This window comes from Microbulbifer sp. ABF4_148 (assembly GCF_056158985.1).
This window is the reverse complement of record NZ_JBSWUI010000001.1, coordinates 3549378-3575882: the sequence shown is the minus strand read 5'-3', so window position 1 is coordinate 3575882 and position 26505 is coordinate 3549378. Positions and strand designations below refer to the sequence as shown.

General features: G+C 59.0%; 18 protein-coding genes. 13 read left to right on the top strand and 5 right to left on the bottom strand.

Features of this window, described 5'->3' with window-relative positions; genetic code table 11:
- Positions 1–171: 171 nt before the first annotated feature.
- A complete protein-coding gene (locus tag ACXAD0_RS15750) occupies positions 172–1896 on the top strand; it encodes a diguanylate cyclase domain-containing protein (protein WP_475089569.1) in 1725 nt (574 codons plus the stop codon).
- A gap of 161 nt (positions 1897–2057) precedes the next feature.
- On the top strand, positions 2058–2399 hold the full coding sequence (locus ACXAD0_RS15745; RefSeq protein WP_475089567.1) for a putative signal transducing protein: 342 nt from the start codon (positions 2058–2060) through the stop codon (positions 2397–2399).
- 126 nt (positions 2400–2525) lie between these two features.
- Here the strand turns inward: ACXAD0_RS15745 and argS are convergent, their stop codons facing one another.
- Complete coding sequence (gene argS, locus ACXAD0_RS15740; RefSeq protein ID WP_475089565.1) at positions 2526–4262, bottom strand: arginine--tRNA ligase; 1737 nt, start codon at positions 4260–4262, stop codon at positions 2526–2528.
- Positions 4263–4523: 261 nt separating this feature from the next.
- On the opposite strand from argS, the gene sbcB reads away from it, so the two are divergent.
- The 4 genes from sbcB to ACXAD0_RS15720 all read left to right on the top strand — a co-directional run bounded on the left by sbcB (position 4524) and on the right by ACXAD0_RS15720 (position 9517).
- Positions 4524–5951, top strand: coding sequence for an exodeoxyribonuclease I (gene sbcB, locus ACXAD0_RS15735; protein ID WP_475089564.1), 1428 nt, complete (start codon positions 4524–4526; stop codon positions 5949–5951).
- Between the two features lie 102 nt (positions 5952–6053).
- A complete protein-coding gene (locus ACXAD0_RS15730; RefSeq protein WP_475089563.1) occupies positions 6054–7070 on the top strand; it encodes an aspartate carbamoyltransferase in 1017 nt (338 codons plus the stop codon).
- Between the two features lie 137 nt (positions 7071–7207).
- Entirely contained in the window at positions 7208–8701 is a 1494-nt protein-coding gene (locus ACXAD0_RS15725) for an NfeD family protein (protein ID WP_475089562.1), read from the top strand.
- A 60-nt stretch (positions 8702–8761) separates the two neighbouring features.
- Entirely contained in the window at positions 8762–9517 is a 756-nt protein-coding gene (locus ACXAD0_RS15720; protein WP_475089561.1) for a slipin family protein, read from the top strand.
- Positions 9518–9645: 128 nt separating this feature from the next.
- Here the strand turns inward: ACXAD0_RS15720 and pgi are convergent, their stop codons facing one another.
- The 3 genes from pgi to nhaC all read right to left on the bottom strand — a co-directional run bounded on the left by pgi (position 9646) and on the right by nhaC (position 14689).
- A complete protein-coding gene (gene pgi / locus ACXAD0_RS15715; RefSeq protein WP_475089560.1) occupies positions 9646–11268 on the bottom strand; it encodes a glucose-6-phosphate isomerase in 1623 nt (540 codons plus the stop codon).
- A gap of 918 nt (positions 11269–12186) precedes the next feature.
- Positions 12187–13224 (bottom strand): DUF3549 family protein, encoded by a 1038-nt coding sequence (locus tag ACXAD0_RS15710; protein ID WP_475089559.1) that lies wholly within the window; start codon positions 13222–13224, stop codon positions 12187–12189.
- Between the two features lies 1 nt (position 13225).
- Complete coding sequence (nhaC, locus tag ACXAD0_RS15705) at positions 13226–14689, bottom strand: Na+/H+ antiporter NhaC (RefSeq protein WP_475090405.1); 1464 nt, start codon at positions 14687–14689, stop codon at positions 13226–13228.
- Positions 14690–15044: 355 nt separating this feature from the next.
- Here nhaC and ACXAD0_RS15700 point away from each other — a divergent pair, with 355 nt between their 5' ends.
- The 6 genes from ACXAD0_RS15700 to ACXAD0_RS15675 all read left to right on the top strand — a co-directional run bounded on the left by ACXAD0_RS15700 (position 15045) and on the right by ACXAD0_RS15675 (position 22359).
- A complete protein-coding gene (locus ACXAD0_RS15700; protein WP_475089558.1) occupies positions 15045–16214 on the top strand; it encodes a 1-acyl-sn-glycerol-3-phosphate acyltransferase in 1170 nt (389 codons plus the stop codon).
- 115 nt (positions 16215–16329) lie between these two features.
- On the top strand, positions 16330–18471 hold the full coding sequence (gene dinG, locus ACXAD0_RS15695; protein ID WP_475089557.1) for an ATP-dependent DNA helicase DinG: 2142 nt from the start codon (positions 16330–16332) through the stop codon (positions 18469–18471).
- A 25-nt stretch (positions 18472–18496) separates the two neighbouring features.
- Complete coding sequence (locus ACXAD0_RS15690) at positions 18497–18820, top strand: YqcC family protein (RefSeq protein WP_475089556.1); 324 nt, start codon at positions 18497–18499, stop codon at positions 18818–18820.
- Positions 18821–19003: 183 nt separating this feature from the next.
- Positions 19004–19738, top strand: coding sequence for an ATP-dependent zinc protease family protein (locus ACXAD0_RS15685; RefSeq protein ID WP_475089555.1), 735 nt, complete (start codon positions 19004–19006; stop codon positions 19736–19738).
- A gap of 83 nt (positions 19739–19821) precedes the next feature.
- Positions 19822–21354 carry an inactive transglutaminase family protein gene (locus ACXAD0_RS15680; protein ID WP_475089554.1) on the top strand — a complete coding sequence of 511 codons (1533 nt, stop codon included), beginning with the start codon at positions 19822–19824 and terminating at the stop codon, positions 21352–21354.
- Positions 21355–22359 (top strand): alpha-L-glutamate ligase-like protein, encoded by a 1005-nt coding sequence (locus tag ACXAD0_RS15675; RefSeq protein ID WP_475089553.1) that lies wholly within the window; start codon positions 21355–21357, stop codon positions 22357–22359.
- A gap of 133 nt (positions 22360–22492) precedes the next feature.
- Here the strand turns inward: ACXAD0_RS15675 and ACXAD0_RS15670 are convergent, their stop codons facing one another.
- Positions 22493–23635, bottom strand: a complete 1143-nt coding sequence (locus ACXAD0_RS15670; protein WP_475089552.1) for an acyl-CoA desaturase — start codon at positions 23633–23635, stop codon at positions 22493–22495.
- Positions 23636–24344: 709 nt separating this feature from the next.
- On the opposite strand from ACXAD0_RS15670, the gene ACXAD0_RS15665 reads away from it, so the two are divergent.
- Complete coding sequence (locus tag ACXAD0_RS15665) at positions 24345–26384, top strand: hybrid sensor histidine kinase/response regulator (RefSeq protein WP_475089551.1); 2040 nt, start codon at positions 24345–24347, stop codon at positions 26382–26384.
- Positions 26385–26505: the final 121 nt, after the last annotated feature.

Here is a 26505-nt window from a genome sequence, read left to right as displayed (position 1 = left end):
TTATTCTAAAATTTGTGGTTAGCCCCGGGGGTGCGTGGTCGGTTAGCTGTTGATGAACGTGCCGGTAAGGTGTTACCGGCGCATCGCGGGTGTCTTTGGCGCCCATCACATCCAATTCTAACGGGACGGCCGGCAAGGATATGCGCAGGCCAACGGGGAGTCGCGAGGGACATGCAACTTCATAGCCTGCGGGTGAAGGTGACCCTTTATTCACTGCTGCTAGTGATGGCAATGTGTGCCTTCTTTATTGTGGTGGATTACCGCAGCCTGCAGTCCCTGCTGGAGAAAAACCGCAACAGCCGCTACCTCTCTTACCAGCAGCAAATCGAGGCGCTCCTCAGCGATTCCCGTGAGGACCTCAGCCAGCTCACCGACCTGTTTGTACTCTGGCGCGGCGGACGCGCGCCCGGCTCGGGCATTCTGCAGCGCCTGATCGACCAGCAGTGGGCGTACCTGGAGGAAAGCTGGGGCCTCGAATCGCTCAAGCTCTATAGTCTCGACGGTCGCCCCCCGATGGTCTGGGGGGAGCCCACCCGCAGGCTGACCGAGTCCCAGATTGAAGAGCTGCGTCTCGGCGGCCCCCCTCTGGAACGGGTCCACTGCGGCCAGACTTGTGTACAGAGCCTGGCGATGCTGGTGACCGCCGGCGATCGCAGCGAGGAGTATTTGCTGCAGGTGGATCGCTCCCTGGACAATGAGTTGCTCGCATTCCGTCAATTGACGGAGTCCGATATCGGCATCCTGTCGGCGCCTGGCGCGCAGGATCAGACCACCGCATTGCGTCACTTGCGCCACTGGAAGCGCTCTGTGATTGCGATGACCTCGCAAGATGCCCTGATGCCATTGCTGCGCTCGGTTTCCGCTGCCGAAGTTGGCTTGCCTGAGTTGCGTTATTCCCACAGTCACACATTTGGCGCGCGCAGTTTTGACGTAAAGACGTTTCCCCTGTCGCCGGTGGACCCGCTGGGGGCGCAGTTTGTGATTGTGGATGATGTGACCGACCAGGTTCGGCACATCAAAGATTCAATCGCCCTGCTGATGGTGGTGTCGGTGGTGGGGGCGCTGGTGTTTGTCTCGGCGCTGATTGCCATTCTCTGGCGACCGATTGTGCGCTTGCGCCGTCTGGCAGAAGCCCTGCCGCTGCTCAGTGGCGGTGAGTTTGACTCGGCACGAGACCTGATTCAGCCCATACAAAAACCGCGCTCGCGCTACGATGAAATTGATGTGCTGGACTCCACCGGCTTGACGGTCTGTGATCAGCTGGAGTTGATGAAGGAGATTGTTGCGCACAATACCGCCGAGCTCGAGCGGATTGCCATGCACGACACACTCACCGGACTGGCCAACCGCCTGTGCCTGCTGGAGGAGTTGGAAAGATACCTGCACGCTGAAGCCATCAAGGGGACCAGTACTGGCTATGTGTTCTTTATTGACCTGGATGATTTCAAGCAGGTCAACGACTCCCATGGCCACCAGTGTGGCGACGAGCTGTTACGCGTGGTGGCGCGCCGCCTGGTCAGCGTCATGCGCCAGGAGGATATGGTGGCGCGCTTGGGCGGTGATGAGTTCTGTGTGTTCGTGCGTTCGGCAGAGGGTGAGGGTGCGCACCGGATACTGGCAGAAAAGTTGCTGGGCACCGCGGCGGAACCGGTCAAGGTGGGCGGCGAGGTCCTGCGCATCACCCTCAGCATCGGTATTGTGGCCATTCCGCAGCACGGCCTGACGATCGAAACCATTATGCAAAAGGCGGATACCGCGATGTATCACGCGAAGTACCGCGGAAAAAATAACTACCAGTTCTATTCTGAGGCGTTGCCTGGCATCGAAGATCTCAGTACTACCTACCTCCAGCGGCGCCTGCCAGAAGCGGTGTCCGCCAGCGGCAATGATGGTTGACGCTTGATTACCTTTTCTGCCCTCCTGTCGTCGCGCAATCTCGTGCGCCTGAACTATCTTTAAACATACCCCCTCAATATTTTGAGAAGCTGCGGGCAACACTGATAAGGAAAGGCGCTCGCCTGAGCTGCCTGTCGCTACGAGTTGCGGATATTTTCTAAATGGCGCGCAAAATCTATATCGCCAGCGATCAATTGCTGGTTAGTCATCTGCAAATTTTGTTGGAGAAAGCCGGAATATCGGCCATTGCCCAGCAGTCGGTGGTTGATGCGCCGGCGGCCGACGCGGTGCCGCTTGCCTGGCGCTCCGAGCTCTGGGTGCTGAAAGATGGTGATGTGGCGCGCGCCCTGCGTTTGCTGCAGGAAGTGGTGCAGCGGTCAGAGAAGGACCGCAGCGACGATCATATTGCCCGTGTGGGGCGAGGCCGGGTGGTTGCCCGTACCAGAAGCCAGCTCAACGTGGTCGCACTGACTCCGGTTGTTTCATCCGCGGCGAGCGTTTAAATCCGTTCAATCCCACCGCCCTGATACCTGCCAGAAGGCATAACGCACGGGCGCGACTGTCACCCGACAACAAGTTCCTCACTCCAAGATGCATTGCAGGCAGGCCGCCGGGGCGGCGCTGCCGGATTACATCTGTTCGAGCACCTCAATGCCCAGCAAATCGAGGCCAGTGGCCAGGGTGCGTGCCACCAGGTTGCAGAGCTGCAGGCGGCTTTGCTTCTGCGCTTCACTGACCCCTTCTTTCAGCACCGGACATGCCTCGTAAAACGCCATGTAGGAGCTGGCCAGATCGTACAGGTAGGTGCACAGCACGTGCGGGAAGGTGTCTTTGGCCACCTGGTCGAGCACTTCACCAAACTGACTCAGTTTGATGGCCAGCGCGCGTTCCTCGGCGGTGTCCAGCGCAATGGGCGCTGTGAGGGATTCCGGATCCACGCCGGCACGACGGAAGATACTGCGCACGCGGGTATACGCGTATTGCAGGTAGGGTGCCGTGTTACCTTCGAAGCTGAGCATCGCGTCCCAGTTGAAGATGTAATCATTGGTGCGGGTCTTGCTCAGGTCGGCATATTTGACGGCGCCGATGCCCACCGCACGACCGATCTCGGCACAGGCTGCAGCATCGAGCTCCGGATTTTTCTCGGCAACCAGTTTTTGCGCGCGTTCTACCGCCTCATCCAGCAGGGCAGCGAGTTTGACGGTTCCGCCGGAACGGGTTTTGAACGGCTTGCCGTCGTCACCCATCATGGTGCCAAACGCGCAGTGCTCGAGGCTCACCTCTGGCCCGACGAAACCGGCTTTACGCGCGCCGGTAAAGGCTTGCTGCAGATGCAGGGATTGGCGGGTGTCCACGACGTACAGGATACGGTCGGCATCCAGGGTTCCCGCACGGTAGCGGATCGCTGCCAGGTCAGTGGTGGCATACAGATAGCCGCCATCTTTCTTTTGCACGATCATCGGACTGGGGTTGCCTTCCTTATCGGCCATTTCTTCGAGGAAGACCACCACGGCACCCTGATCGCGAACGGCGATACCCTCGTCCAGCAGCTCCTGTGTGAGCACGGGGAGGTCATCGTTGTATTTGCTCTCGCTGTAAATGTCGCCATGTTTCAGGGTGACCTTGAGCTTTGAATAGATCTCTTCTGCGTGGCTGATGGAGATATCAATAAACTGCTTCCACAGCTTCAGGCAGCCAGCATCGCCCCCCTGCAGTTTCACCACGTATTCGCGGGCGCGGTCGGCGAAGCCTTCCTCTTCGTCGAAGCGCACCTTGGCCTCGCGGTAAAAGACCTCCAGGTCTGCCAGCGCGACTTCTGCGGCGCTGTCTTCCAGTTTGTCGGAAAGGTGAGCGAGCAACATGCCGAACTGGGTACCCCAGTCCCCCATGTGGTTCTGGCGGATGACCTTGTGCCCCTGGAACTCCAGCAGTCGCGCCAGCGCGTCACCGATGATGGTGGTCCGCAGGTGGCCCACATGCATCTCTTTAGCGAGGTTCGGGGACGAATAGTCGATAACGATGTTCTGCGGTGCGGCGACCGAGGCAATATGCAGGCGAGGGTCACGCGCAGCTTCCTGCAGGTTGTTGGCCAGCCACCGTTCACTGAGGTGAATATTGATAAAGCCCGGGCCGGCGATCTCAACCTTGTCGATCATGTCGCCCTTATCCAGCGCTTCGACAATTTTGCTGGCCAGCTCACGCGGGTTGGTGCCCATGCGTTTGGCGGCACCCATCGCACCGTTGGCCTGATAGTCACCGAAGCCAGCCTTTTTGGCCGGGGCAACAATCGGGCTGCACTCGGCGGGTACACCGGCGGCCTGCATGGCGGCCTGGAACTTGTCGGAAAGGAGCTGGCGGATGTTCATAGGTTGGACTATCGCTGTGATCAATCAAAACGCGCGATTTTAATGGGCGCCAGCAGCATTGCAACTGCCGTGCTGTCGGGGCGCTGCCTGGTCTCTGGCGTGGGCCAGAGGGCCGGGATCGCAATGACTAATGGTCGCCCTGTGCCTGGGGGATGTCCAGATACAAGGGGCGTCAATGTTATGATGCGAGCCGAGTGTTGCGTGGAGCAGCCCCGAAATGGTCCAAAGGACGGCGAACGGCAAGTTGGAGAGAAGAGCAAGGTGAGCAGCACAACCCTTTACTGGCACGATTACGAGACCTGGGGCATCGACCCCGGTGCCGACAAGCCCTCCCAGTTTGCCGGTATCCGCACCGATGAGGACCTCAACATCATCGGTGACCCTCTCATGGTTTACTGCCGCCCTGCCAGTGATTGCCTGCCGCAGCCAATGGCCGCGCTGGTTACCGGTCTCAGCCCGCAACTGGCGCTGGAGCAGGGTGTCCCCGAGTTGACGTTTATCCAGCGCATCCTGGTGGAGCTGGGGGCACCGGGTACCTGCGGGGTGGGATACAACAGCCTGCGTTTCGATGATGAGGTAACCCGCCATACCCTGTACCGGAATTTGCTGGACCCCTATGAGCGCGAATGGCGTAGCGGCAACAGTCGCTGGGACATCATCGACATGGTGCGACTCACCTATGCCCTGCGGCCCGAGGGGATTGAATGGCCCGAGCGCGAGCCCGGTGTGCCGTCTTTCCGGCTGGAGGAATTGACCGCGGCGAATGGCATTGCCCATGAAGGTGCGCACGATGCCCTGTCCGATGTCCGCGCCACCATTGATATGGCCCGCCTGATTCGCACCCGCCAACCCCGGCTGTACGACTATGTTTTCAAGCTGCGGCGCAAGCAGGAGGCCGCCCGCCTGGTAGACCTGCAGGCGCGCAAGCCTCTGTTGCACGTCTCGGGCAAGGTGCCGGCGAGCCAGGGGCATATCACCTACGTACTGCCCCTCGCCATGCATCCGGTCAACCGCAATGCGGTCATCGTGGCCAACCTGGCAATGGATCCGGAACCGATTCTGTCTCTCGACGCGGATGCGCTGCGCGAGCGGCTGTATACCGGGCGCGACAAGCTGGCAGAGGGGGAGCTGCCCGCGGGTCTGAAGCTGGTCCACCTCAACCGCTGTCCGGTGCTGGCGCCGCCCAATATGCTGGACGACCAGCGCGCGGCTGCGTTGGGAGTGGATAAACAAGCCTGTGAGGCACACTGGCAGCAACTGAAAGACGTGAACCTCACCGAGAAATTGCACCGGGTCTATCTGGATAGCGAGTTTCCCAAGCGGGATGCCGAAGCGTCTCTGTACGATGGGTTTCTCGGCGATGGTGATCGCGACCTGTGTCGCGCATTGCATCGGGATCTGGCCGAGCGCGGCCCGGAGGCCCTCGGCGGCGAGATCCCGTTTGCGGACCAGCGCCTGCCGGAACTGCTGTTCCGGCTGCGGGCACGGAATTTCCCCGAGACCCTTAACCCTGCCGAACAGCAGCGCTGGGAGGAGTGGCGCTTCCGTCGCCTGACCGATCCCAGTGCCGGTGCCAGTATTACGCTCGAGCCCTATTTCGAGGAGTTGGCGAGGCTGCGCGAACAGTTCCCCCAGAGGGGTGCGCTGCTGGATCAGCTGGAGCAGTGGGGAGATGGCCTTCTGGGGTGAGGTGATCCGGCGGGTCAATACTCGGCTATCTTCTTCTGGCCCCCGGCGAGTAGAATAGCGCCCCGATAAGCGCGCCCGGTGGGCGCAGGCAATGGAGTAACCATGGATTTTATCGGAGCCAATATTCTTTCCGTCAGCCAGTTCGAGCGGGCGGATATCGATCGGGTGTTCGCCGTCGCGGACACCATGGTCCCTTTCGCCAAGCGCGAAAAAGTGACACGTGTTCTCGAGGGCGCCATTCTGGGCAATATGTTCCTCGAGCCCAGTACCCGTACCCGGCTCAGCTTCGGGGCGGCATTCAATCTGCTCGGCGGCACCGTGCGGGAAACCGTGGGCTTCACGGCCAGCGCCATGGCCAAGGGTGAGTCGCTGTACGATACCGCGCGGGTGCTGTCTGGCTACAGCGACGTGATCTGCATGCGCCATCCGGAAGAGGGCAGTGTGGCGGAATTCGCCGCGGCCAGCCGGGTACCGGTGGTGAACGGCGGCGATGGCGCAAACGAGCATCCCACCCAGGCCCTGCTGGACCTGTATACCATCCGCAAGGAGCTGGAAACCAAGGGGCGCTCGCTGGATGATTTCCGTATCGCGATGATCGGTGATCTCAAATACGGCCGTACGGTGCATTCCCTGTGCAAACTGCTGTGCCTGTTCAAGCAGGTGAAACTGACGTTTGTTTCACCGCCAGAACTGGCCATGCCCGATGCGGTGGTGGAAAAACTGCGGGCGGCGGGGCATTCGGTCACCATTACCGACCAGCTGGAGTGTTCCATCTCGGGAGTGGATATCGTCTATTCCACCCGTATTCAGGAAGAGCGCTTTGCGTCGCAAGACGAGGCCAATCAGTATCGCGGACGCTTCCGTCTCAATCGCGAGATTTTCACCCGCAATGCCGAGCCTAATACGGTCATCATGCATCCGCTGCCGCGGGACTCGCGCGCGGAAGCCAATGAGCTGGATACCGACCTGAACGAGCATCCGGGCCTGGCCATTTTCCGCCAGACCGATAACGGCCTGTTGGTGCGCATGGCATTGTTTGCCATGCTGCTGGGGGTCGAGAACGACGTTGAGAAATATGCTCGCCCGGTCACCTGGCACAGCCGGCGCAATCCCGCCTAGCGTGCCTAGCGGCTTCGTGTCGCTGAATTTTCCGCAACATCTCTGGGTGACATTGTCCGGTGTTTCCACACCGGACTCCCTCCCCGCCATTTTCTGGTAACCTCAATCCATAGATAAACCAGCATCCGGGAGATGCCATGCCCAAATGGATTGTGGGAGGTTTCTTCGGCGCGATTCTCTTCGTGCTGCTGTCTTTCGTCGAGGCTCACGCGCAGGCTCAGCCTGCGCAGGAAGATGCTTCAACGGAGGAGGTCGAAATAGACGATGCCCTGGGCATTCAGGGGCCGCATATTGCGCTCCTGTCGATCAAAGGGGCCATCGGTCCTGCCACCACGGATTACCTTACCCGCGCGATGGAAGAGGCACAGGAGCAGGGTGCCCGCCTGGTGATTCTGCAAATGGATACCCCGGGGGGGTTGGACGCCGCCAGTCGCGACATCATCAAGCACATCCTCGCTTCGCCAGTGCCGGTCGCAACCTTCGTGCATCCCGCTGGGGCCCGCGCTGCCAGCGCCGGGACTTATATTCTGTACGCCAGCCAGATTGCGGCGATGACGCCAGCCACGACGTTGGGCGCAGCCACGCCGGTGCAAATCGGGCCAGCCCAGCCCGGTAGCCCGCCAGGGACGCAGCCGCCTGCAGAGGACAAGCCGGCAGAAGAGGCCGCGGAATCCGCTGACGACAAGGCCGCAGAAGAAAATAGTGACAAGGCACCACCACCCGCCAGCGCGATGGAGCGCAAGGTGGTGAATGATGCGGTGGCCTTTATCCGTGGGTTGGCCAATCGCTACGGGCGCAATGCGGAGTGGGCAGAAAAAGCGGTACGGGATGCGGCGACCCTGACGGCCCAGGAGGCGCTGGAAGAGAACGTGATTGATATCGTCGCGACAGATACCGGCGACCTGGTGAAGCAGTTGCCCGGGCGCAAGGTCAAACTGGAGTCTGGCGAGATCACCGTATCTGAGGAAATCGCCACGCTGCCGATCAAGGCTTACGCACCGGACTGGCGCAACGAGTTGCTCAGTCTCATTACCAATCCCCAGGTCGCCTATATTCTGTTGCTGGTTGGGATTTACGGCCTGATCTTCGAGGGGTACAACCCGGGTGCGCTGGTGCCGGGCATCGTGGGGGTGATCTGCCTGTTGCTGGCGTTTTATGCGCTGCAGGTATTACCGATCAATTACGCCGGCCTGGCGCTGATTATTCTCGGTGCGTTACTGATTGTGGCCGAAGTATTTATGCCGAGTTTTGGCGCGCTCGGAATCGGTGGCGTCATCTCGCTGGTCATTGGTTCGGTGATGCTGATTGACAGTGATGTACCGGGCATGCAGGTGTCGAAAGAGTTGATCGCTGCGATTGCCGGTGTGAGTGGCCTGCTGATGCTGGGCCTGGTTACGGCGGTTGGCCGCAGTATGCGGCGACCGAAAGTCCCCGCGGACCAGGCGCTGGTCGGCAGGACCGCAGTGGTGGGTGCGCCCGACGATGACGGGCACGGCGGGGCGCTGATCGTGCATATCGATGGTGAGCTCTGGCGTGCGCACTCAACGGCATCGCTGGAGGAAGGGCAGTTGGTGACCATCGTTGCGCAGCATGGACTGGAATTGACCGTTGAGCCCCAGGGGGGCGAGTAGGAACAGCGAGTAGGAAGGTAGTGAGTGCGGTTGAACCCGCAATAACAACAGGAGAAAAGCATGGTGAGCTATTTCGTCGGGCTATTGATTGCCGCGATTGCGCTGATTGTGATGTACGCGATCCGGATCCTGCGGGAGTACGAACGGGCAGTGGTATTTTTTCTCGGGCGCTTCCAGTCGGTCAAAGGTCCTGGCCTGATCATCATTATTCCGGTGATCCAGACCATGGAGCGTGTCGACCTGCGGACCGTGGTTATGGATGTACCAACACAGGATGTGATCAGTCGGGACAACGTATCGGTCAAGGTGAATGCCGTTGTTTATTATCGGGTGGTCAACCCCCAGTCGGCGATCATCAATGTCGAAAATTACCATGAAGCCGTCAGCCAGTTGGCGCAAACCACACTGCGCTCGGTACTGGGTAAGCATGAGCTGGATGAAATGCTTTCCGAGCGGGACAAGCTCAACGTGGATATCCAGAAAATCCTCGATGAACAGACGGATGCCTGGGGTGTCAAAGTCACCAATGTTGAGATCAAGCACATTGACCTTGATGAAAGCATGATTCGCGCCATTGCCCGGCAGGCAGAAGCGGAGCGTTCCCGCCGTGCCAAGGTGATTCATGCCGAGGGTGAAGCTCAGGCGGCGATGAAGCTGACCGAAGCGGCGGATGAGCTTTCCAAAAACCAGAATGCGATGACGCTGCGCTACATGCAGACACTGATCGACATTGCGGGTGAAAAGAATTCCACCATTGTGTTCCCGCTCCCCATGGACTTGATTGAGCCAATGATGAAGAAGTTGAACAGCGGCTGAGGCTCTGACTGTCCGCCCCGGAATTTGTGGGGCGTGAAGCCTTGTAGGCTGGATAACGAAAAAGGGCCCGCAATTTGCGGGCCCTTTGGGTTCTGGCGAGCTGTCGGGCTACGAGGCCCGCTCTGGGCTTAGAACAGTAGCTCGAGCAGTTTCTTGCTGGAGCCATCCCAGCCCTCTGTGGAGCCGCCATTGGAGGCTTCATGCACGGCAGTGCCGAGCAGTTTGCCCAGCTCCACACCCCACTGGTCGAACGGATTGATGTCGAGCAGGCAGCCACCGACAAATACCTTGTGTTCGTACAGGGCCAGCAGGGCACCCAGGTGCTTCGGATCCAGCCGCTCCACAATCATGGTGTTACTGGGACGGTTTCCGGGGATCACTTTATGGGGTGCCAGCTCGTGCGCGTCGGCGTGAGTGTGTCCCTGTGCTTCCAGCTCTTCGCGCGCTTCGTGCAGGCTCTTGCCTTGCAGCAGAGCCTGGCTCTGGCTGATACAGCAGGACAGGAGCCAGCGATGCTGGTCAGTCAGGCCCGAGGTGGGCTCTTTTACCGCGATAAAGTCTGCCGGGATCATATCGGTTCCCTGGTGCAGCAGCTGGTGGAACGAGTGCTGGCCATTGCTGCCCTCTGTTCCCCAGATCACGCTACCACTCGGGTAATGCAGTGCCTGACCTTCGCGGTTGACGCCTTTGCCCAGGCTTTCCATATCCAGCTGCTGCAGCCATGCGGGCAGCTTGGCCAGTCGCTGCGCATAGGGCAGCACCACGTGGCTGCCGGTCTGCCAGCACTGTCGGTACCAGAAGTGAATCAGCGCGAGCAGCACAGGCAGGTTTTGCTCAAGTGGTGCGCTGGCGAAATGCTGGTCCATTTCATTGGCCCCGCTCAGCAGCGCCTCGTAGTTTTCAAAGCCACATGCGAGGGCGATAGGGAGACCGATCGCAGACCAGAGCGAGTAGCGACCGCCAACCCAATCCCACATCGGGAAGATGTTTTCCGGTGCAATACCAAAGTCCTGCGCGGCGACCAGATTGGTACTCACGGCGACAAAGTGTTTTGCCAGCTGGGACTCGGTACAACCCGCATCGAGCATCCACTGGCGCGCGGACAGCGCGTTCTCACGGGTTTCCAGTGTGGAAAACGACTTGGAGGCGACGATGAACAGGGTGTTCTCGGCGGGCAGTTTTGCCAGTGTGTCGCTGAGGTCTGCACCATCCACGTTGGCAACAAAGTGTGCGGTTATATCGCTGCGCTGCCAGGGTACGAGTGCCTCGACGACCATGCGCGGTCCGAGATCTGAACCACCAATACCGATATTGACGATGTGTTCGATGCGCTTGCCGCTAAAGCCTTGCCATTCACCGCTGTGAACCTTGCTGCAGAATGCTCGCATTTGCTCACGGCATTCCGCGACTGCGCGCTCGTGCTCATCCTTTGGTGTTCCCTGGAAGCGCAATGCCGTATGCAGGGCGGGGCGGTGCTCGGTGTTGTTGACGATGGCGCCTGACAGTAACTGTGAGATTTTTTCGGGCAGGTCGATTTGTTTGGCAAAATCGAACAGCATCGCCAGCGTCTCTTCGCGCAGGTGATTTTTGCTGTAGTCGAGATAGATTCCGGCAGCGCTCGTACTCAGTTTGTCAGCACGCTCCGTGTCCGTCGTAAACAGTTCGCGCAGAGACCACTTGTGCTCGTCCTTGTGCGCCTTGAGTTTTGCAATAGCTGCGGTCCGGCTGACCGGCAGTGTTTCAGCTGTCATGGCTAGTCTTATTTCGGTTGTAAAACGGGATGGGAACCGTGAGCGGAGTGATGGGTACAGCGGGGCACTCCCGAACGGTTTGGCGCGCTAATCCTACCGTTAAAGGCTGGACGAGGCCAGTGTCAGCGGGTGCACTGTATGGGAGAAATGGCCAGAAGGCAGAGACAAAAAAGCAAATGCCGCCCGAATAGAGCGGCATTGCTATGTTTGCATGGAGGTGGTCTTACTTGACCACTTTCATGCAGCGCGTATTGTCGGAGGCCATCCAACAATCGGCATCCGCCGGGCAAGCCATTGAAAGCGGAATTTGCTCAGAGCCCGGAGGGCAGGAAGCGGGAACCGGAGGTGCGGCGCAGCAACCTGCCAGAACCAGTGCACTGATAATTCCAATTAAGTACTTGGCTGGAGTGAAATTCATCCCCTAACTCCTTTCCGTTGATGTTAGCCATTAGCATAGACAATAAAACGTCACCTGTTTGGTCTGCTTTGTAAAAAGATTTTCTACAAAGGTACCGCCCAATTGGAGTGTAATAGGCACGCGGAAAAAATAGCTGCCAGTGGTTAAGTCGGGATAATTACTGTGCCAGTTTGTCGTAGAAAAACGCCTATATTTGAAGGGTTTTCTGCCAATTTGCTGGTTTGTCTCTTGCCGGGCGCAAACAGTTTTTTTGTAACTTTTTTTGCGAAAAATTTTTCCAAAAACGCGATGTGGTTTTGGGTGTCAGTGAAGTGATTTTTCCGCCAGGTGTCAGACGCTATTTCGCGGCAATCCGGCAGCCAAAAGTGTAGGTGCTGTTGCCGTGGATCCGGGTGGCTGGCGGTTGGCCGGGCGTCGGTTGACGGGATCTGTTTGCGGAGGGTGGCGTGGCCCGCAAAGGAGCGCACGCCAAACGAGGCTGTTGACCCCGCTGCAGCCGTTTAGTGTGTGGGGCCGGAACCACGCAAAAAATTTCCAAAGATGGTTGCCAGCTGTTCCGGTCGTTGGGGGTCACGGAGGATGCCCAGCAGGCGATCCCGGTTGGCTGGAATAAACATCAGGTCTGCGAGCATCAGGTTGAAGGTATTCTGGTCTCCGGTATCCGCGAGGGCGTTCAGCCACGCTGAGGCCAGCGTCTCGTCGAGCAGGTCCTCGGGGCAGCGACTGCCGATGGCTGCCAGAACCTCTACTTCGTTGCGCAGGGGGCGCTTCAGGATCTCGAGTAGAAAGTTGCGCCGCAGCCCTTCGGCGACAGAGAGCGACACTCCCCGTACTGCCGCGGCAATCAGTGCTGGATCGACGGCATCCCCTTCGAGGCACGCTTTGGCGCGGTCGAGGATGGCGCCAGCCAGCCTGTGATCGATGCGCTCGCTCTCGAGGCAATGGCACAGGTTGTTAAACACCGGCGCGGGTACGGTCGTGAGAGCGGTGCAGAGTAACGCAGCGTGCTCCTCCCAGCGAGCTGCCACATCAGCGATACCTTGCAGGCCCAGTTGTTCCCACTGCCCATTTTGCGGCGACTGCAGGAACTGAAGGACCCGCTGATAATGCTCGCTGGGGAGCCGACGCAGAATCATGCCGGCATGGGCGTGGAAGGTTGCACGTCGATCGGGTGCCGGGGCATAGACCAGGCCGCTGTCATCCAGGGCACGCCCCAGTTGTTGGGCGGCGTCGCCGTCTTTCGAAAGCGCCTCGGTAAGGCGCCGGATAAACCCATCGCGCACCGCAAACTGCAATTTGCCCTGTTCGTCCAGCGGAAAGCGCAGAAACCAGACCGCAGACTCACCGCCTTCTTGTGGCCAGAGCAGCAGTCCTATCCAGGCGTGACGAAGGTAGGGAGAGGGCCAGGCGATGTTGCCGCTCTCAAAGGCTTCGACCGTCGACTGGGGGACGGTGCGCAAGCGCCGTCCCAGGTCGAACCAGCGGGAGCGATATTGTGCCTGCTGGAGCAGCGCGGTGAGACTCAGTGATTCACTCATATTATGCGGGTTGCTGTGCGACCGGCTGGGAGCCGAGCGGGACCTGTTTGAAACGGGTCCAGCCGTAAGCGATGGCCAGCAGCGGGCAGATAATGTTGAACAGGGCAAACGGCGCGTAGGCAAACGTGGCGATGCCGAGCGTCGCGCTCATGTAAGCGCCGCACGTGTTCCAGGGAATGAGCACAGAAGTAATGGTGCCGGAATCTTCCAGGGTGCGGGACAGGCTGAGACCGTGCAGGCCCTTGTCGGCATAAGCCTCGCGGAACATCCGCCCGGGAATGATGATCGCCATGTACTGGTCGCCGGCGGCGGCGTTCATGCCGAAGCAAGTCAGTACTGTGGAAGTGATCAGGCCGCCGACGGTCTTGACCCGGGAAATGGTCCAGTAAACGATGCGCTCGAGGAATCCAGCGCGTTCCATCACGCCGCCAAATGCCATCGCAGAGATAATGAGCCACACCGTGTTGAGCATGCTGCTCATGCCGCCTTTTGACAGCAATTTGGCGACCGACTCGTTGCTCGACGTCGAGACATAGCCATCAAACAGGGCGTACCAGGCTCCTTTGATTCCCGCCAGGAAGTCGTCACCGCCACCAAGACGGCGCGCAGTTTCTGATTCAAAAATCAGGGCGATGATGCAGCCTACCAATGCGCCAATGATCAGCGTCGGATAAGCGGGAATTTTGCGCCAGGCCATAAACAGCAGCAGTGCCAGTGGCAGCAGGCTGACCATCGAGATATTGAATTCTTCCTGCAGCGCGCCCAGCAGTTGGTTGATGTCATCGCTGGTAGTGGTCGTGGATTCTGCCGAGAGACCCAGTACCGAGAAAACCACCAGGGCAATGACAAACGCCGGGATGGTGGTCCAAAGCATATTGCGGATGTGCAGGAACAGATCGTTGGAGGTCACTGCGGCCGCCACGTTGGTGGTGTCTGACAGTGGGGACATTTTGTCGCCGAAGTAAGCCCCGGAGATCACCGCGCCGGCGGTAATGGCCGGCGACAGGTTGAGCGCTGCAGCGATTCCCATCAGTGCAACACCCAGGGTGCCGGCGGTAGTCCAGCTGGAACCGATGCTCAGGCCCACGATGGCGCAAATGATACAGCTGGCCGCGTAAAACCACTCCGGGGATAGGATCTGCACACCAAAGTAAATCATCGACGGCACGGTGCCGGCCAGAATCCAGCTGCCGATCAGCGAGCCGACTGCCAGCAGAATGAGGATGGCGCTGAACACCAGGCCAATCCCGTGGAGCATGCCTGATTCCATTTCCTTCCAGGTATTGCCGTTCTTCATGCCCACCAGCGCGGCGACGCCGGCGCACAGCAGCAGGGCAATCTGGTTGGGGCCATAGGAAGAATCGGCACCGTATAGGTAGACCGACAGGGAGAGCATGAGGATCAGTGTGATGAGGGGGATGAGCGCATCGCCCAGGCTGGGCTGACGGCCGCTCGTGGGCGCGATGGAATCGGGTGTGCTGGCGTGACTCAAGTGAGGCTCCTGGTCTACTTCTGTGGCCGCCTGGCCGGCGGCATCATCGTTATCGTTGTGGCCCGCGGCTTGCGCTGGGCTAAACGGGCTATTCTCGCGACTGCGGCCGACCCTGTCCACACCGGATAGTCGCGCGCGGCACTGGCGGTTCGCCAGCGCTTCCGGTATGTTCTGCGCCAATTTGTGCGCCGCCACCCCAAATGGCCCCCAAGGTCAGGCTCGGGAAGCGCCGCGCGCCGCCGGCCCCGGCGGATTGACCTACAAATAAGAATGAGCCTATGCCCGTGTCGGTAGTGGACAGTCGGGCAAGTTGGCAGGTAGTGAATCCATGAGAGCAAGTAACCTGGACCCCTCGCAGTTTGAGGATATTCGGCCCTATCGCGACGACGAGGTGCGCGAGGCTTTGCGGCGCTTGATTGCCGACCCGGAAATGTCCCAGGCGGTCGCGCATTTTCTCGTTCCCAAGCTGGCCTGGCTGGAAGGCCCGGTGGCGTGGATGGCCCGTCAGTTCCTGCGGTTCGAGTTCCGTGGCGTGCGGGACGTGCGCGGTGTACAGGACGTGGTGTCCAAATACATGGGCAAGGTGGTGGATCGCACCTGTGATGCGTTTACCGTATCTGGGTTGGATACCTTGCCAAAAGACCGTGCCTGTCTGTTTGTCAGTAACCATCGCGATATCGCCATGGATCCCGCACTGTCGATCCTGGCGATGTACCGGGAAGGGCATGAGACCTCGCGTATTGCCATTGGTGACAACCTGCTGTCCAAGCCGTTCGCGGCAGACATCATGAAGTTGAACAAGTGCTTTACCGTAAAACGCCAGGCGGCCAACCGGCGCGAGAAGCTGGAAGCGGCTACCAAACTGTCCAATTACATTTACCACTCGGTGGTCAATGAGAATGAGCACGTCTGGATCGCCCAGCGTTCCGGTCGGGCGAAAGATGGCCTGGATCGCACGAATCCGGCCCTGCTGGCCATGTTCGCCATGACCAAGGACAAGGAAACCCCGTTCGTCGACTTCTGGCGCAAGCTGCACATTGTCCCGCTGACCATTTCCTATGAATGGGATCCCTGCGACCGGCAGAAGGCCCGGGAAATCTACGTGAAGGAAAACAAGGAAGAGTACCGCAAGTCCAAGCACGAGGACCTGGGGGCGATTGCCAAGGGCGTGGTGGGGCAAAAGGGCCATGTCCATGCGGCTTTCGGAGAGCCTATCGAGGGCGACTTTCTGGACGTGTCGCAGATGGCTGAGGAAATCGATCGCCAGATTATCGGTAATTACGTGCTGCACCCGACCAACTTCATTGCCTATGAGATGCTGTACGGCTCCGTGCCCGACTTGCCCGTCGGCTGGCCGGCCAGGCCCTGGCGCGCGGAAGAGCATCTCGAAGTCCGTGCCCGGTTCGAAGAGCGTATGGCGAAGATTGACGAGCGCTGGCGCAGGAACGCGATCCAGGGGTATGCGAACCCCGTGGTATCCAAGTTGGCATATCACTGAGTCTCCCCCTGCGGTGCGCGGACACTGAATAGGTGGAGTGCGGCAGGCGCATCGGTGATAATGCGCCACAGTCGCCGCTCTCGGCCATTCCCTGTATCCAGATACCGCGTCCATTGTGTTAAGCAAAGAAAACAAGCAGTCCATCCAGACGGCCTATAGCGAATTCCTCGCCGGCCGTCAGCTCAAATCCCGTTATGGTCAAAAGCTCATGGTGGCTGCGATCGCGCGAACACTCGGTGCCATTGAGCAAGATGCCGCGGGTGAGCGGGATCCGCAGAAAACCGACGGGCAGCATATCTGTGTGGTCGAGGCCGGTACCGGGACCGGCAAAACCGTCGCCTACCTCCTGGCCGCTATTCCCCTGGCGCAGGCGCAAGACAAGAAGCTGGTTGTCTCGACGGCGACCGTCGCGCTGCAGGAACAGATTGTTTACAAAGACCTGCCCGAGGTTGCCCGCCACAGTGGGCTCAAATTCGATTTCGCCCTGGCCAAGGGGCGCGGGCGCTACCTGTGTCTCAGCAAGCTCGACCAATTACTGACGGAATGCAGCGGCAACGGCGCCGGCACCAGCATCGGCCTGTACCCCGATGAGAAGCCCCTCGTGAGCGAGGAGAGCGTGACGCTGTATCGCGAAATGGCCGACGGTCTCGCTACCGGGAAGTGGGATGGGGACCGGGATAACTGGGCGGAAACCATTGCCGTCGACGAATGGGCGCGAGTGACCACCGATCATCGCCAGTGCTCAGGGCGTCGATGCCCCCATGTGGGCAATTGCAGTTTCTTCCGCGCCAGGGAAAGCATTGGTAAAACCCAGGTGATTGTCGCCAATCACGATTTGCTGCTGGCGGATTTGGCGCTGGGTGGCGGCGCCATTCTGCCGCCTCCGGAAGAGACCATTTACATCCTCGATGAGGCGCATCACTTGCCCGACAAGGCGCTGAATCATTTTGCCCATCACAGCCGTGTGGGGGCTTCTACCGGCTGGCTGGACCAGGCCAACAAAAATCTCGGCCAGATGTTGGGGGAGATCGGTGACGGCGCCGATCTGGAGCGCAGCGCGGAACAATTGCCGGCCGTACTGACCTCTGCCAAGCAGGGGCTCGAACAGATGTGGCCTATGCTCGAGGATGAATGTGAGTTTGAGGATGAGCGCGGCAACACGGTGAGGCATCGCTTTGAGGGTGGTGTGGTGCCTGAGGCGATCTCCGTGCTGGCGGAAAAGCTGCGGGAAGATTTTGATGAGCTGGAATCTTTGCTGGGCAAGATGTTGCTGGCGGCCCAGCGCATGCTCGAAGATGTCCACAGTCCGGTACCTGCGGTGGATCTGGAGCGCTGGTATCCACTGATTGGCAGCTGGTATGGGCGCGCGGAGTCGAACCTCCAGTTGTGGGCCAATTACGCCCGCCCGGACGCCGAGGATGCGCTGCCTCAGGCGCGCTGGGTCACACTGGTCGACTGGGGTGGCTCGACCGACTTTGAGGTGTGCAGCTCACCGATCCTGGCCGGGAAAACGCTCGAATACAGTTTGTGGCGCCGCTGCTATGGCGCCGTGTTGACCTCGGCCACGCTGACCGCACTGGGGAAGTTTGACCGACTGAAAATGCGTGCAGGCACACCGGACAATGCCGCTTACGAGGTGGTGCCCAGCCCGTTTGATTTTTCCCGCGCGACGCTGCAGGTTCCCTCCGCAGCCGTGGATGCGGGCGATGCAGCGCGGCATACCGATGCGGTGGTTGATGTACTGCCCGACCTGCTCGAGGACAATGGCGGCGCGCTGGTGCTGTTCTCGTCGAGGCGGCAGATGGAAACGGTGTATGAGTCGCTGCCTGGTACCTGGCGCAGTCGTGTCCTGATGCAGGGGCAGCAGTCCCGCCAGCAGCTGCTCGATCAGCATCGCAAGTCTGTCGATGCCGGCGGGCGCAGTGTCCTGTTCGGTCTGGCAAGCTTTGCCGAGGGGCTGGATTTACCGGGAGATTACTGTCGCCACGTGGTGATCGCGAAATTGCCGTTCGCGGTACCGGACGATCCGATTGAGGCCGCCCTGGCGGAATGGATCGAGGCCCGCGGTGGCAATGCCTTCATGCAAATTACCGTGCCCGATGCCTCGGTCAAACTGGTTCAGGCGGCCGGTCGATTGCTGCGCACAGAGAAGGATGAGGGCACCGTGACGCTGCTGGACCGAAGGGTGGTTTCCCGGCGCTATGGGCGCGCAATGCTGGACTCCCTGCCGCCGTTTCAAAGAAGAATTGAAGGCTGATTGCGGCGCTGTTAAAGGAATACCAATGAAACCGATCTACGTAGATGTTGCCGAGTTGTTGCTCGCGCTAGAGGTGGAAATGCGTCGACTGGCGCTCTGGCAGGAAGAGCAGCCGCCTGCGGAAGCATTGGCCAGCCAGGAACCGTTTTGCGTCGATACCCTGACTTTGCCGCAGTGGCTTCAGTTTATTTTCTTGCCGCGTATGATCCAGCTGATTGAGGTGGAGGCGCCGTTGCCGCCCAAGTGCGGGATTGCACCGATTGCCGAGGAGTATTTCCGCGAGGGTGGCGATTCCGGTGATCTTGTTCGCCTGTTGGGGGAGATCGACAGCCGGCTTGAGCGCGGTTAACCCCGCGAGGTGCCCAGGGTTGCTGTCGGGAGTCGTCCCGCTCTGTGCAGCGCGGAGACTATGGGGTAGTATCGGTGGTTTATTTTCGGTGGGTATGGATTCTCCGAAACTCGGGATACAGGGATGGAAACATTGCAAATTTCGCATTGGGCTGGCCGATCGGCCCTAAGGTAGTCTGGAATAATGCGGTTTTTTCCCCTTTTGGGTACGTTGCTTGCCTGCCAGGTATTGGTGGGGTGCGAATCTCTGCCGCAGTTTGGCGGGGGCGCAGCTGTTCCCGCTGAATCGCAGGCGCCTGCGATTCAGGACGTCGTTCCTCCTTTTCAGTGCCCGGAACCGGAGACTGTCGTCTGCGCCGAGCCTGAGGTGAAGGTGGTCGAACGCGTGATTGAACGCCGCTACGAGAAGATCGTAGAGGTGCCCGTCGCCAAGGACAAACTGGTGCTGGGTTCGGTGGAATACGTGACGATGGAACCCGGCGGAGCCCTGCTGGAGGCCCAGATCAATACTGGTGCACCCACCTCGACATTAATCGTCCGTGAGATGAAGCCATTTGAGCGGGACGGAGACGAGTGGATCCGCTTCAGCCTGAATCCCGCGGTGCTCCGCGCGGACGACGCTGCTGCCGAGCCTGAAGAGTCTGACGCGGCAGATGCGGTCACGATCGAGCTGCCGATCAAGCGATATGTCAGAGTCTCCAGACCTGGGTTCGAGCGCCAGCGTCGGCCGGTCGTCGATATGAGCCTGACGGTCGGTGAAGCCACGCACATGGTGGAGGTGAACATCACCGATCGCAACGGGCAGCGGTACCTGCTGTCTGTGGGGCGTAATTTCCTGAAAGATGTCGCGGTCGTGGACGTCAGCCGGCGCCATGTACAGGGACAACCTGGTGTGCAGGCCCCGGACGACAGCAAGTAGTGGGTGCTTGACGCCAGCTTAACGACAAAAATTATTATGATGAGCGGCGCTTAGCGGTCCGCAAAAGCAATGGGGATTGGCGGATGTCGCCACGGGCTCAGGTCTATATTCTTGCCGCAATTCTCGCCCTGATGGGCGTCGGCCTCACCGTCTACAAAAACAGGGAACTGGGCTTCCCGCTGCTCCCGGGTGAATACCGTACCGTTTGGACAATTGAGGCCAAGGTGCGTTTTACTGCCGATGGCGGGCCCGTCAAAGCTGCCCTGACGTTGCCGCGCGAGCAGCGCAATATGGAAATCCTCGGGGAGACGTTCAGCTCCTCGGGCTATGGCTTTAATGTCATCCGCGAGGACGACGAGTATCGCGCGGTGTGGTCACGACGCAGTGCCGAGGGTAATCAGACGCTGTTTTACCAGCTCGATGTCCACCAGAAACCTGGTGCGCCCCTGGAGCAGCCTCTCGATTTGAGCAAAGAGGTTCAGGTGCCCTTTTTGGGGGCTCAGGAGCAGGAGGCGGTCCGGCAGGCAATTTACTCCATGATCGACGACGCTCGCTCTCGCTCCGCCGGCGTGCAGACGTTTACCACCCAGTTGCTTACGGATCTTGCGGATACACGCAACCAGGACCGCAACCTGATTTTTGGTTACTTCAAGAATCAGTCTCTGGTCGACGTGGCCCTGCTCATGCTGGCGACGGCGGAAATCCCGGCACACCGCATTCGCGGTCTTTACCTCGAGGATGATCGCAGTCGTCTCGACCCCGAAGACCTGCTGGAAGTCTACACCGGAGATCGCTGGGTGGTTTTCGAGCCACAAAGTGGTTCGCCCGGGGTGCCGAAGAACTTCTTTATCTGGCAGCGGGGCGGAAAAAGCCTGTTGGATGTGGAGGGAGGCAAGCGCTCACGGGTGACTTTCTCCGTGATTTCCAACGATGTGCCGGCGCGTGATGTGGCGATGCTCAGTACGAGCAAAGAAAAAGAAGCGCTGGTGGATTTCTCCATCTACAGTCTGCCGATCGAGCAGCAAAGTATCTTCAAGCTGATTTTGCTGGTGCCAGTGGGTGCTTTGGTCGTGGTGCTGTTGCGGGTATTTGTCGGTATTCGTACGTCGGGCACCTTTATGCCGGTTCTGCTGGCAATCGCCTTTATCGAGACCCGGTTGCTGACCGGACTGTCGATCTTTGTGCTTATTCTGATCCTGGGACTTTGGGTGCGGTTTTACCTGAGTCGGTTGAATCTGCTGCTGGTCGCCAGGATTGCCGCTGTGGTGATCACGGTGGTGATACTCATGGGGGCGATCAGTGTCGTGAGTTACAAGCTCGGCATTGAGCAGGCCCTCACGGTGACATTTTTCCCAATGATTATCCTGGCCTGGACCATCGAGCGAATGTCGATTGTCTGGGAAGAGGATGGCCCTTACGAAGTGGTCGTGCAGGCCGGCGGCAGTTTGCTGGTGGCAGTGCTGGCCTACTGGGTGATGACCAACCGCTACATCGAGCACTGGACTTTCAATTTCCCCGAGTTGTTGCTGGTACTGCTGGCCTTTGTGTTGATCGTGGGTAACTACACCGGTTACCGGTTGGGTGAGCTGATGCGTTTCCGGCAGCTGGTGCCCTAGATGAGTCAGTTTTCGCTCTCTACATTCGCGGCGAAAATCAGGGGCGGTATCGTATCGCCGTTGCGCCTGCAGCGGCTCGGAGTGCTCGGGATGAATGCGCGCAATGTTGAGTACATTGGGCGGTATAACGATCGAAACCTCTATCCCATTGTCGACGACAAGCTCAATACAAAGCATGCCGCGCGCCGAGCGGGTATCCCCGTTCCCGAATTGATTGCCGATTTTCGAACTCAGCCCAGTCGGCGCAAGATCATGGAAGTGATCGCGCCGCTTGGCCAGTTTGTTATCAAGCCGGCGAGGGGGTCGGGTGGCAAGGGTATTCTGGTGATCGTCGGGCGCGACGGATACAACTATCTGAAGCCGTCCGGTGCGCCAGTGACGGCCATGGATATCCAGCGGCACGTGAGTAACATCCACAGTGGCCTGTATAGTCTAGGTGGCAAGCCTGACCGGGTGATGATTGAAGCACTGGTGGATTTCGATCCGGTATTTAACAACTATTCCTTTGAGGGTGTGCCGGATATTCGTGTCATTGCCTTTCGCGGTTTTCCGGTGATGGCGATGTTGCGGTGCTCCACCCACTCTTCCGATGGCAAGGCGAACTTGCATCAGGGGGCGGTCGGTGTGGGGATCGACCTGGCGACAGGCAGAAGCTGCCACGCGGTACAAAACGGTCTGCGAGTAAGCCAGCACCCGGATACTGAGATGCCATTTGATGAATTACAGGTGCCCGGTTGGCGTGACTTGCTGCGTCTCGCGGCTAGTTGTTACGAAATGACGGGACTGGGCTATCTGGGTTGCGATATTGTTCTCGACCGAAAGCGGGGTCCTTTGCTCCTTGAGGCGAATGCCCGGCCGGGGCTGGCTATTCAGATTGCCAACGGTGTGGGCCTGAGAACCCGTCTTCAGCCAATTGAAAATATGGACCTGGAAGATCTCGAGCGAAATGTCGAGGAGCGCGTGACCTATTCGGTGCAGCAGTTCGCCGCGCAGCGCGCTGAGTAAATCCCTCCGTGATTTGGTTGGCGCGCTTGTGCCGGGCCAGCTGAAGGCCTAAGGCATTGGTTGCTGTTAATCGGTCATTGTAAGGCATAAAAAAAGGGCGATCCGTGGATCGCCCTTTTTTATGCAGTGGCCGTTAAGCGGCTGCGGGATTGATGTGGAACTGTTCCATCATAATCTTCAGGCGCTTGCGCTGCATTTTCAGGCCATATTCCAGCTCTTTCACCCGTGTACGAATTGCCGCACTTTCCCAGCGCGCCATCAGGCGCTCACGGGCATTTTCGTAGCGCTGTGACTGGAGCTCTTTCCACTCTCCCAGTGCAGCGGAGAATTCCTGAGCCTCTTTTTCCAGCAATTCGCGCCAGCTTTCCTTATGCGAGGATTCCTGCAGGCGCTGCTCGGCGCGCTTGAACTGCATGTCCAGCATGGCACGTTGAATGCGAATGTCCGGTACCGTCTTCAGGTTGCGAGCAAGACCAAACCAGCTGGCGGTCTTGATCAGCCACTTGGTCGGATCCCACTGGTACCAGCGGATACCATTGCGGTAGTCGGTCTGAAAAATATGGTGATAGTTGTGGTAGCCCTCACCAAAGGTGAAAAATGCCAGCAGGTCATTGTCGCGGGCAGTATTTTCGTCGGTATAAGGACGGCGTCCCCAGATGTGCGCGAGCGAGTTGATAAAGAACGTGGTGTGATGATTCACCACGATACGCAGCACGCCAGCCAGCAGCATCATGCCGATGATATCGCCGGTAGCCCAGCCGAGTAGCAGAGGCAGGCCAATATTCATGGCCAGAGTGATGGCGATGTAGTTGTTGTGCTGCCACATGACGATCTTGTCGCGCTGCAGGTCTTTGGCATTGTCAAAATCGACTTTGCCGCTGGGGTAGTCGCGCAGCATCCAGCCAATGTGCGAGAACCAGAAACCGCGCTTGGCGGAGTAGGGGTCGCGCTCGTTGTCATCCACGTGACGGTGATGGCGGCGATGGCCCGATCCCCAGATGAGGATACTGTTTTGCAGAGAGGCCGCACCAAACAGGGCAAACAGCAGGCGCAGAGACCAGTGTGCTTCATAGGTGCGGTGAGACCACAGGCGGTGGTAGCCGGCAGTGATCGACAATCCACACAGTGCACCAATAACGGCAAATGCCAGCCATTGGTACCATTCATAGCCCACCAGCACGCCGTACAGCGGTACCAGAATCAGTGCCGCCAGAGCGGTACTGGAAAAAAGTATTGTGGTAACCCAGAGGCGGGGAGCGTGGGGAACAGCATTCATATGTACAACCTTTGTGAGAGTGCTACAGCCTAGGGCGCGGACAGGGGGGAAGCCCCTGGATGAGGAAGTCTCTCTGACTCCGGCAACCTGTCAGCAGGATAAAGGCACTGTTGCGGGCGGATCCAGTTGAGCACTTCGCCCACTGCACTTGGCATTTTTGGGTAGTGCGGTCGCCCAAGTAGGGATGCTACCGGAATGGGGCCTATAAGGCACCCCCGGACCCCATTCTTGTGAACTTTTTTGCGTGACTGGTCATTCTCGCTTTATTTTGGTGCGCTGGTGATCTCTGAGGTGCCAGTTTGGCGCCAAAATATTCTTTTTGGCGGTGTTTCTCTCTCATAGTTCCATCAAACGTTGGAATTTCTCAGGGAGTTTGCGGTGTCTGGTTACTCATTCTGGGCGTTCATCACGCGGTTTTGACGAGGAAATTCCAAAAAAAATCCCTGGTTTAAAAAGTTGGCACACCGATTGCTTTATACAGGGTGTGTTGCCGCAAGGCACACTGAACGGGACCCCATCACGGGTTATGGCAACTGGTTATTAATGCGTGACGTCCCGTTTTCTCTCATCATCGCTGATTTGAGCCCCGCTTTGCGGGGCTTTTTTTTGTCCTGCCGATGCTGCCGGTCGCGTCCGGTCCTCTTTTATTAATGGCGGATAAGTGATTCACTAGGCTTGATTGTCTACCTCTGCCCACCGGCGCTAATCCATGTCGTCAAGCGAATCTCAAGGGGCTCCACTGCAGCTGCGGCTGTCCGCGGACCCCAACCAAAGCAGCCAGCGCGAATTGGCGCAGCAAGTGTCGTTGCTGCGCCAGATTCTGCGTGATGCGCGCTGTGGCATTTGGGAGTGGCACCCGCACTCGGGCCAGCGGGATTTCTCCGGCGATATCTGGGGTTTGTTTGGGGAGACTTCTGATGCCGCGTTTATGGCACTTTGGGGGGACGTGGGCCTGACACAGGTCCATGTCGGAGACCGAGACAAGGTGCGTGATGCGCGTCAGCAACTGATGCAGGCCCCCGCGTCCATTGACCTGACTTTCCGCGCGGTGACCCCGTCTGGCCGGCAAACCTGGTTGCGCTGGTGGGGTCGCTCGCTGCTGTGGCCCGAAGCGGGCGGCAACCATGCTGATAATGACGTCAGTGAAAATGGAGATGCCGGTGACAATGACCTGGTGCTGATGGGCGGTTGTGTGGATTACACCAACTCCCTGAGTATGCGGGATCAATCGGGATTGCAAGGCGAGCGTGCCCTCTGGGCGGTGGCGAGTGTTGGCGACGGTTTGTGGGAATGGGATCTTCGGGCCGATGAAGTCGTCCTCGATCATGCGTGCTGGGCAATTCTGGGTTACGACATGAGTCAGGTGGGGGCGGACGTCCGCAGTGCCATTAAACTGTGGAAGTCCCGTGTGTTCCCGGAGGATTTTCCCAGCACGGACCAGGCGTTTCGCGACCATGTCGCCCAGGGCTTACCACTCGACGTCGAGACGCGGATGTGGCACCGCGACGGTGGTGTGCTGTGGTTGCGGGTAAGAGGTCAGTTACAACGGGATAACGAGGGGAATGCACTGCGCGTCCTCGGCGTGGTGCAGGATGTTACCGGTTATCGCGAGCGCCAGCGGCGCATGGAAAAAGAATTGCAGGAGCAAAGCCGGGAGAGCACTGCGCGCTCGGAACTGCTGCTCAGCATGAGCCATGAATTACGCACCCCACTGAATGCCATTCTGGGGTACAGTCAGATGATTGAGCTCGATATGAGTGTGAACTCGGAGCAGCGTCAGCGCCTCGGCGAGATTCGTCGTGCGGGACAACATCTATTGCATCTCATTGGCGATGTGCTCGAGCTTGCCAGAATCGATAGCAAGCGCCTGGAGCCGTCCATGGAGCCGGTACAGCCGGCCGCGCTGGTCGCAGACTGCAAGCGTCTGCTGGAGCCGCTGGCAGAGACCCGGCGGGTGAACCTGATATTCGAACCCCTCGGCTGGGAATCGGCGTATATCTTTGCCGATGCCGTGCGCTTCAAGCAGGTGGTGCTGAATCTCGCGGGCAACGCAGTCAAATACAACCGGGATAATGGCCGGGTGGTGATCAACTTCTCCCCACAGCCTGGGGGATGGTTGCGGTTGAGTATTCTGGATACTGGCAAGGGAATCCCCGAGCAGCGCCGCGCAGAGGTCTTTGAACCGTTCAACCGGCTGGGTGCTGAAAGTGGCGGTATTGAGGGCTCCGGTGTCGGTTTGGCGATCGCCAAGCGCTTGACGGAAGCGATGGGCGGGAAAATCGACTTCGAAAGTCATGAGGATCAGGGGTCGGTTTTCTGGATCGAATTCCCGCTCATCGATGCACCGGTTGAGGTCATGCAGATGTCGGCTAAGAGCCAGCAGTCTGTGCAGTTGCCCCCCAGCCGAATTTTACTGGTCGACAGCCGGCCTTCTTCGGCTGCGCGGATTCAGTCTTTGCTGCGCGGGCAGGAAGAAGCGCAGTTGCTGAGCGCAACAGATGCGGTTGAGGCGATTTTTATCGCGCGTACACACCCTGTTGATGTGGTGCTCTTTGAGCATTGTCTGCCGGGGATGAGTGCGGATGATATGCAGCGCGTACTGCAGGAGGATCCCTCTATTGGGGAAGTGGGCCTGGTGTTGCTGGGCGGTCCTGACCAATCGCGTGTGGCGCGGTTACCGGATGATTTTACCCTGGTGCAACTGACCAAAGTGGTGCACCGTCTCAAGCTTGCTGCGATGTCAGATTAGGGGGCGGCGGTATCTTCAGGCTGAAGTGAGCTGATGTCAGCCAAATCGACAGAGGAGTAGCGCGAAAAATACATTGGTCGAATATCGCCAGCCGGTACCAGTGTTATAAAAATGACGCGCG

Bases quoted from the DNA above. Each gene is read 5' to 3' on its own strand.
- pgi (WP_475089560.1), bottom strand. From the start codon at position 11,268: ATGACAGCTGAAACACTGCCGGTCAGCCGGACCGCAGCTATTGCAAAA.
- ACXAD0_RS15745 (WP_475089567.1), top strand. From the start codon at position 2,058: ATGGCGCGCAAAATCTATATCGCCAGCGATCAATTGCTGGTTAGTCAT.
- ACXAD0_RS15710 (WP_475089559.1), bottom strand. From the start codon at position 13,224: ATGAGTGAATCACTGAGTCTCACCGCGCTGCTCCAGCAGGCACAATAT.
- ACXAD0_RS15680 (WP_475089554.1), top strand. From the start codon at position 19,822: ATGTCGCCACGGGCTCAGGTCTATATTCTTGCCGCAATTCTCGCCCTG.
- ACXAD0_RS15670 (WP_475089552.1), bottom strand. From the start codon at position 23,635: ATGAATGCTGTTCCCCACGCTCCCCGCCTCTGGGTTACCACAATACTT.
- ACXAD0_RS15675 (WP_475089553.1), top strand. From the start codon at position 21,355: ATGAGTCAGTTTTCGCTCTCTACATTCGCGGCGAAAATCAGGGGCGGT.
- ACXAD0_RS15725 (WP_475089562.1), top strand. From the start codon at position 7,208: ATGCCCAAATGGATTGTGGGAGGTTTCTTCGGCGCGATTCTCTTCGTG.
- ACXAD0_RS15690 (WP_475089556.1), top strand. From the start codon at position 18,497: ATGAAACCGATCTACGTAGATGTTGCCGAGTTGTTGCTCGCGCTAGAG.
- ACXAD0_RS15665 (WP_475089551.1), top strand. From the start codon at position 24,345: ATGTCGTCAAGCGAATCTCAAGGGGCTCCACTGCAGCTGCGGCTGTCC.
- ACXAD0_RS15750 (WP_475089569.1), top strand. From the start codon at position 172: ATGCAACTTCATAGCCTGCGGGTGAAGGTGACCCTTTATTCACTGCTG.
- ACXAD0_RS15720 (WP_475089561.1), top strand. From the start codon at position 8,762: ATGGTGAGCTATTTCGTCGGGCTATTGATTGCCGCGATTGCGCTGATT.
- ACXAD0_RS15685 (WP_475089555.1), top strand. From the start codon at position 19,004: ATGCGGTTTTTTCCCCTTTTGGGTACGTTGCTTGCCTGCCAGGTATTG.
- ACXAD0_RS15730 (WP_475089563.1), top strand. From the start codon at position 6,054: ATGGATTTTATCGGAGCCAATATTCTTTCCGTCAGCCAGTTCGAGCGG.
- argS (WP_475089565.1), bottom strand. From the start codon at position 4,262: ATGAACATCCGCCAGCTCCTTTCCGACAAGTTCCAGGCCGCCATGCAG.
- ACXAD0_RS15700 (WP_475089558.1), top strand. From the start codon at position 15,045: ATGAGAGCAAGTAACCTGGACCCCTCGCAGTTTGAGGATATTCGGCCC.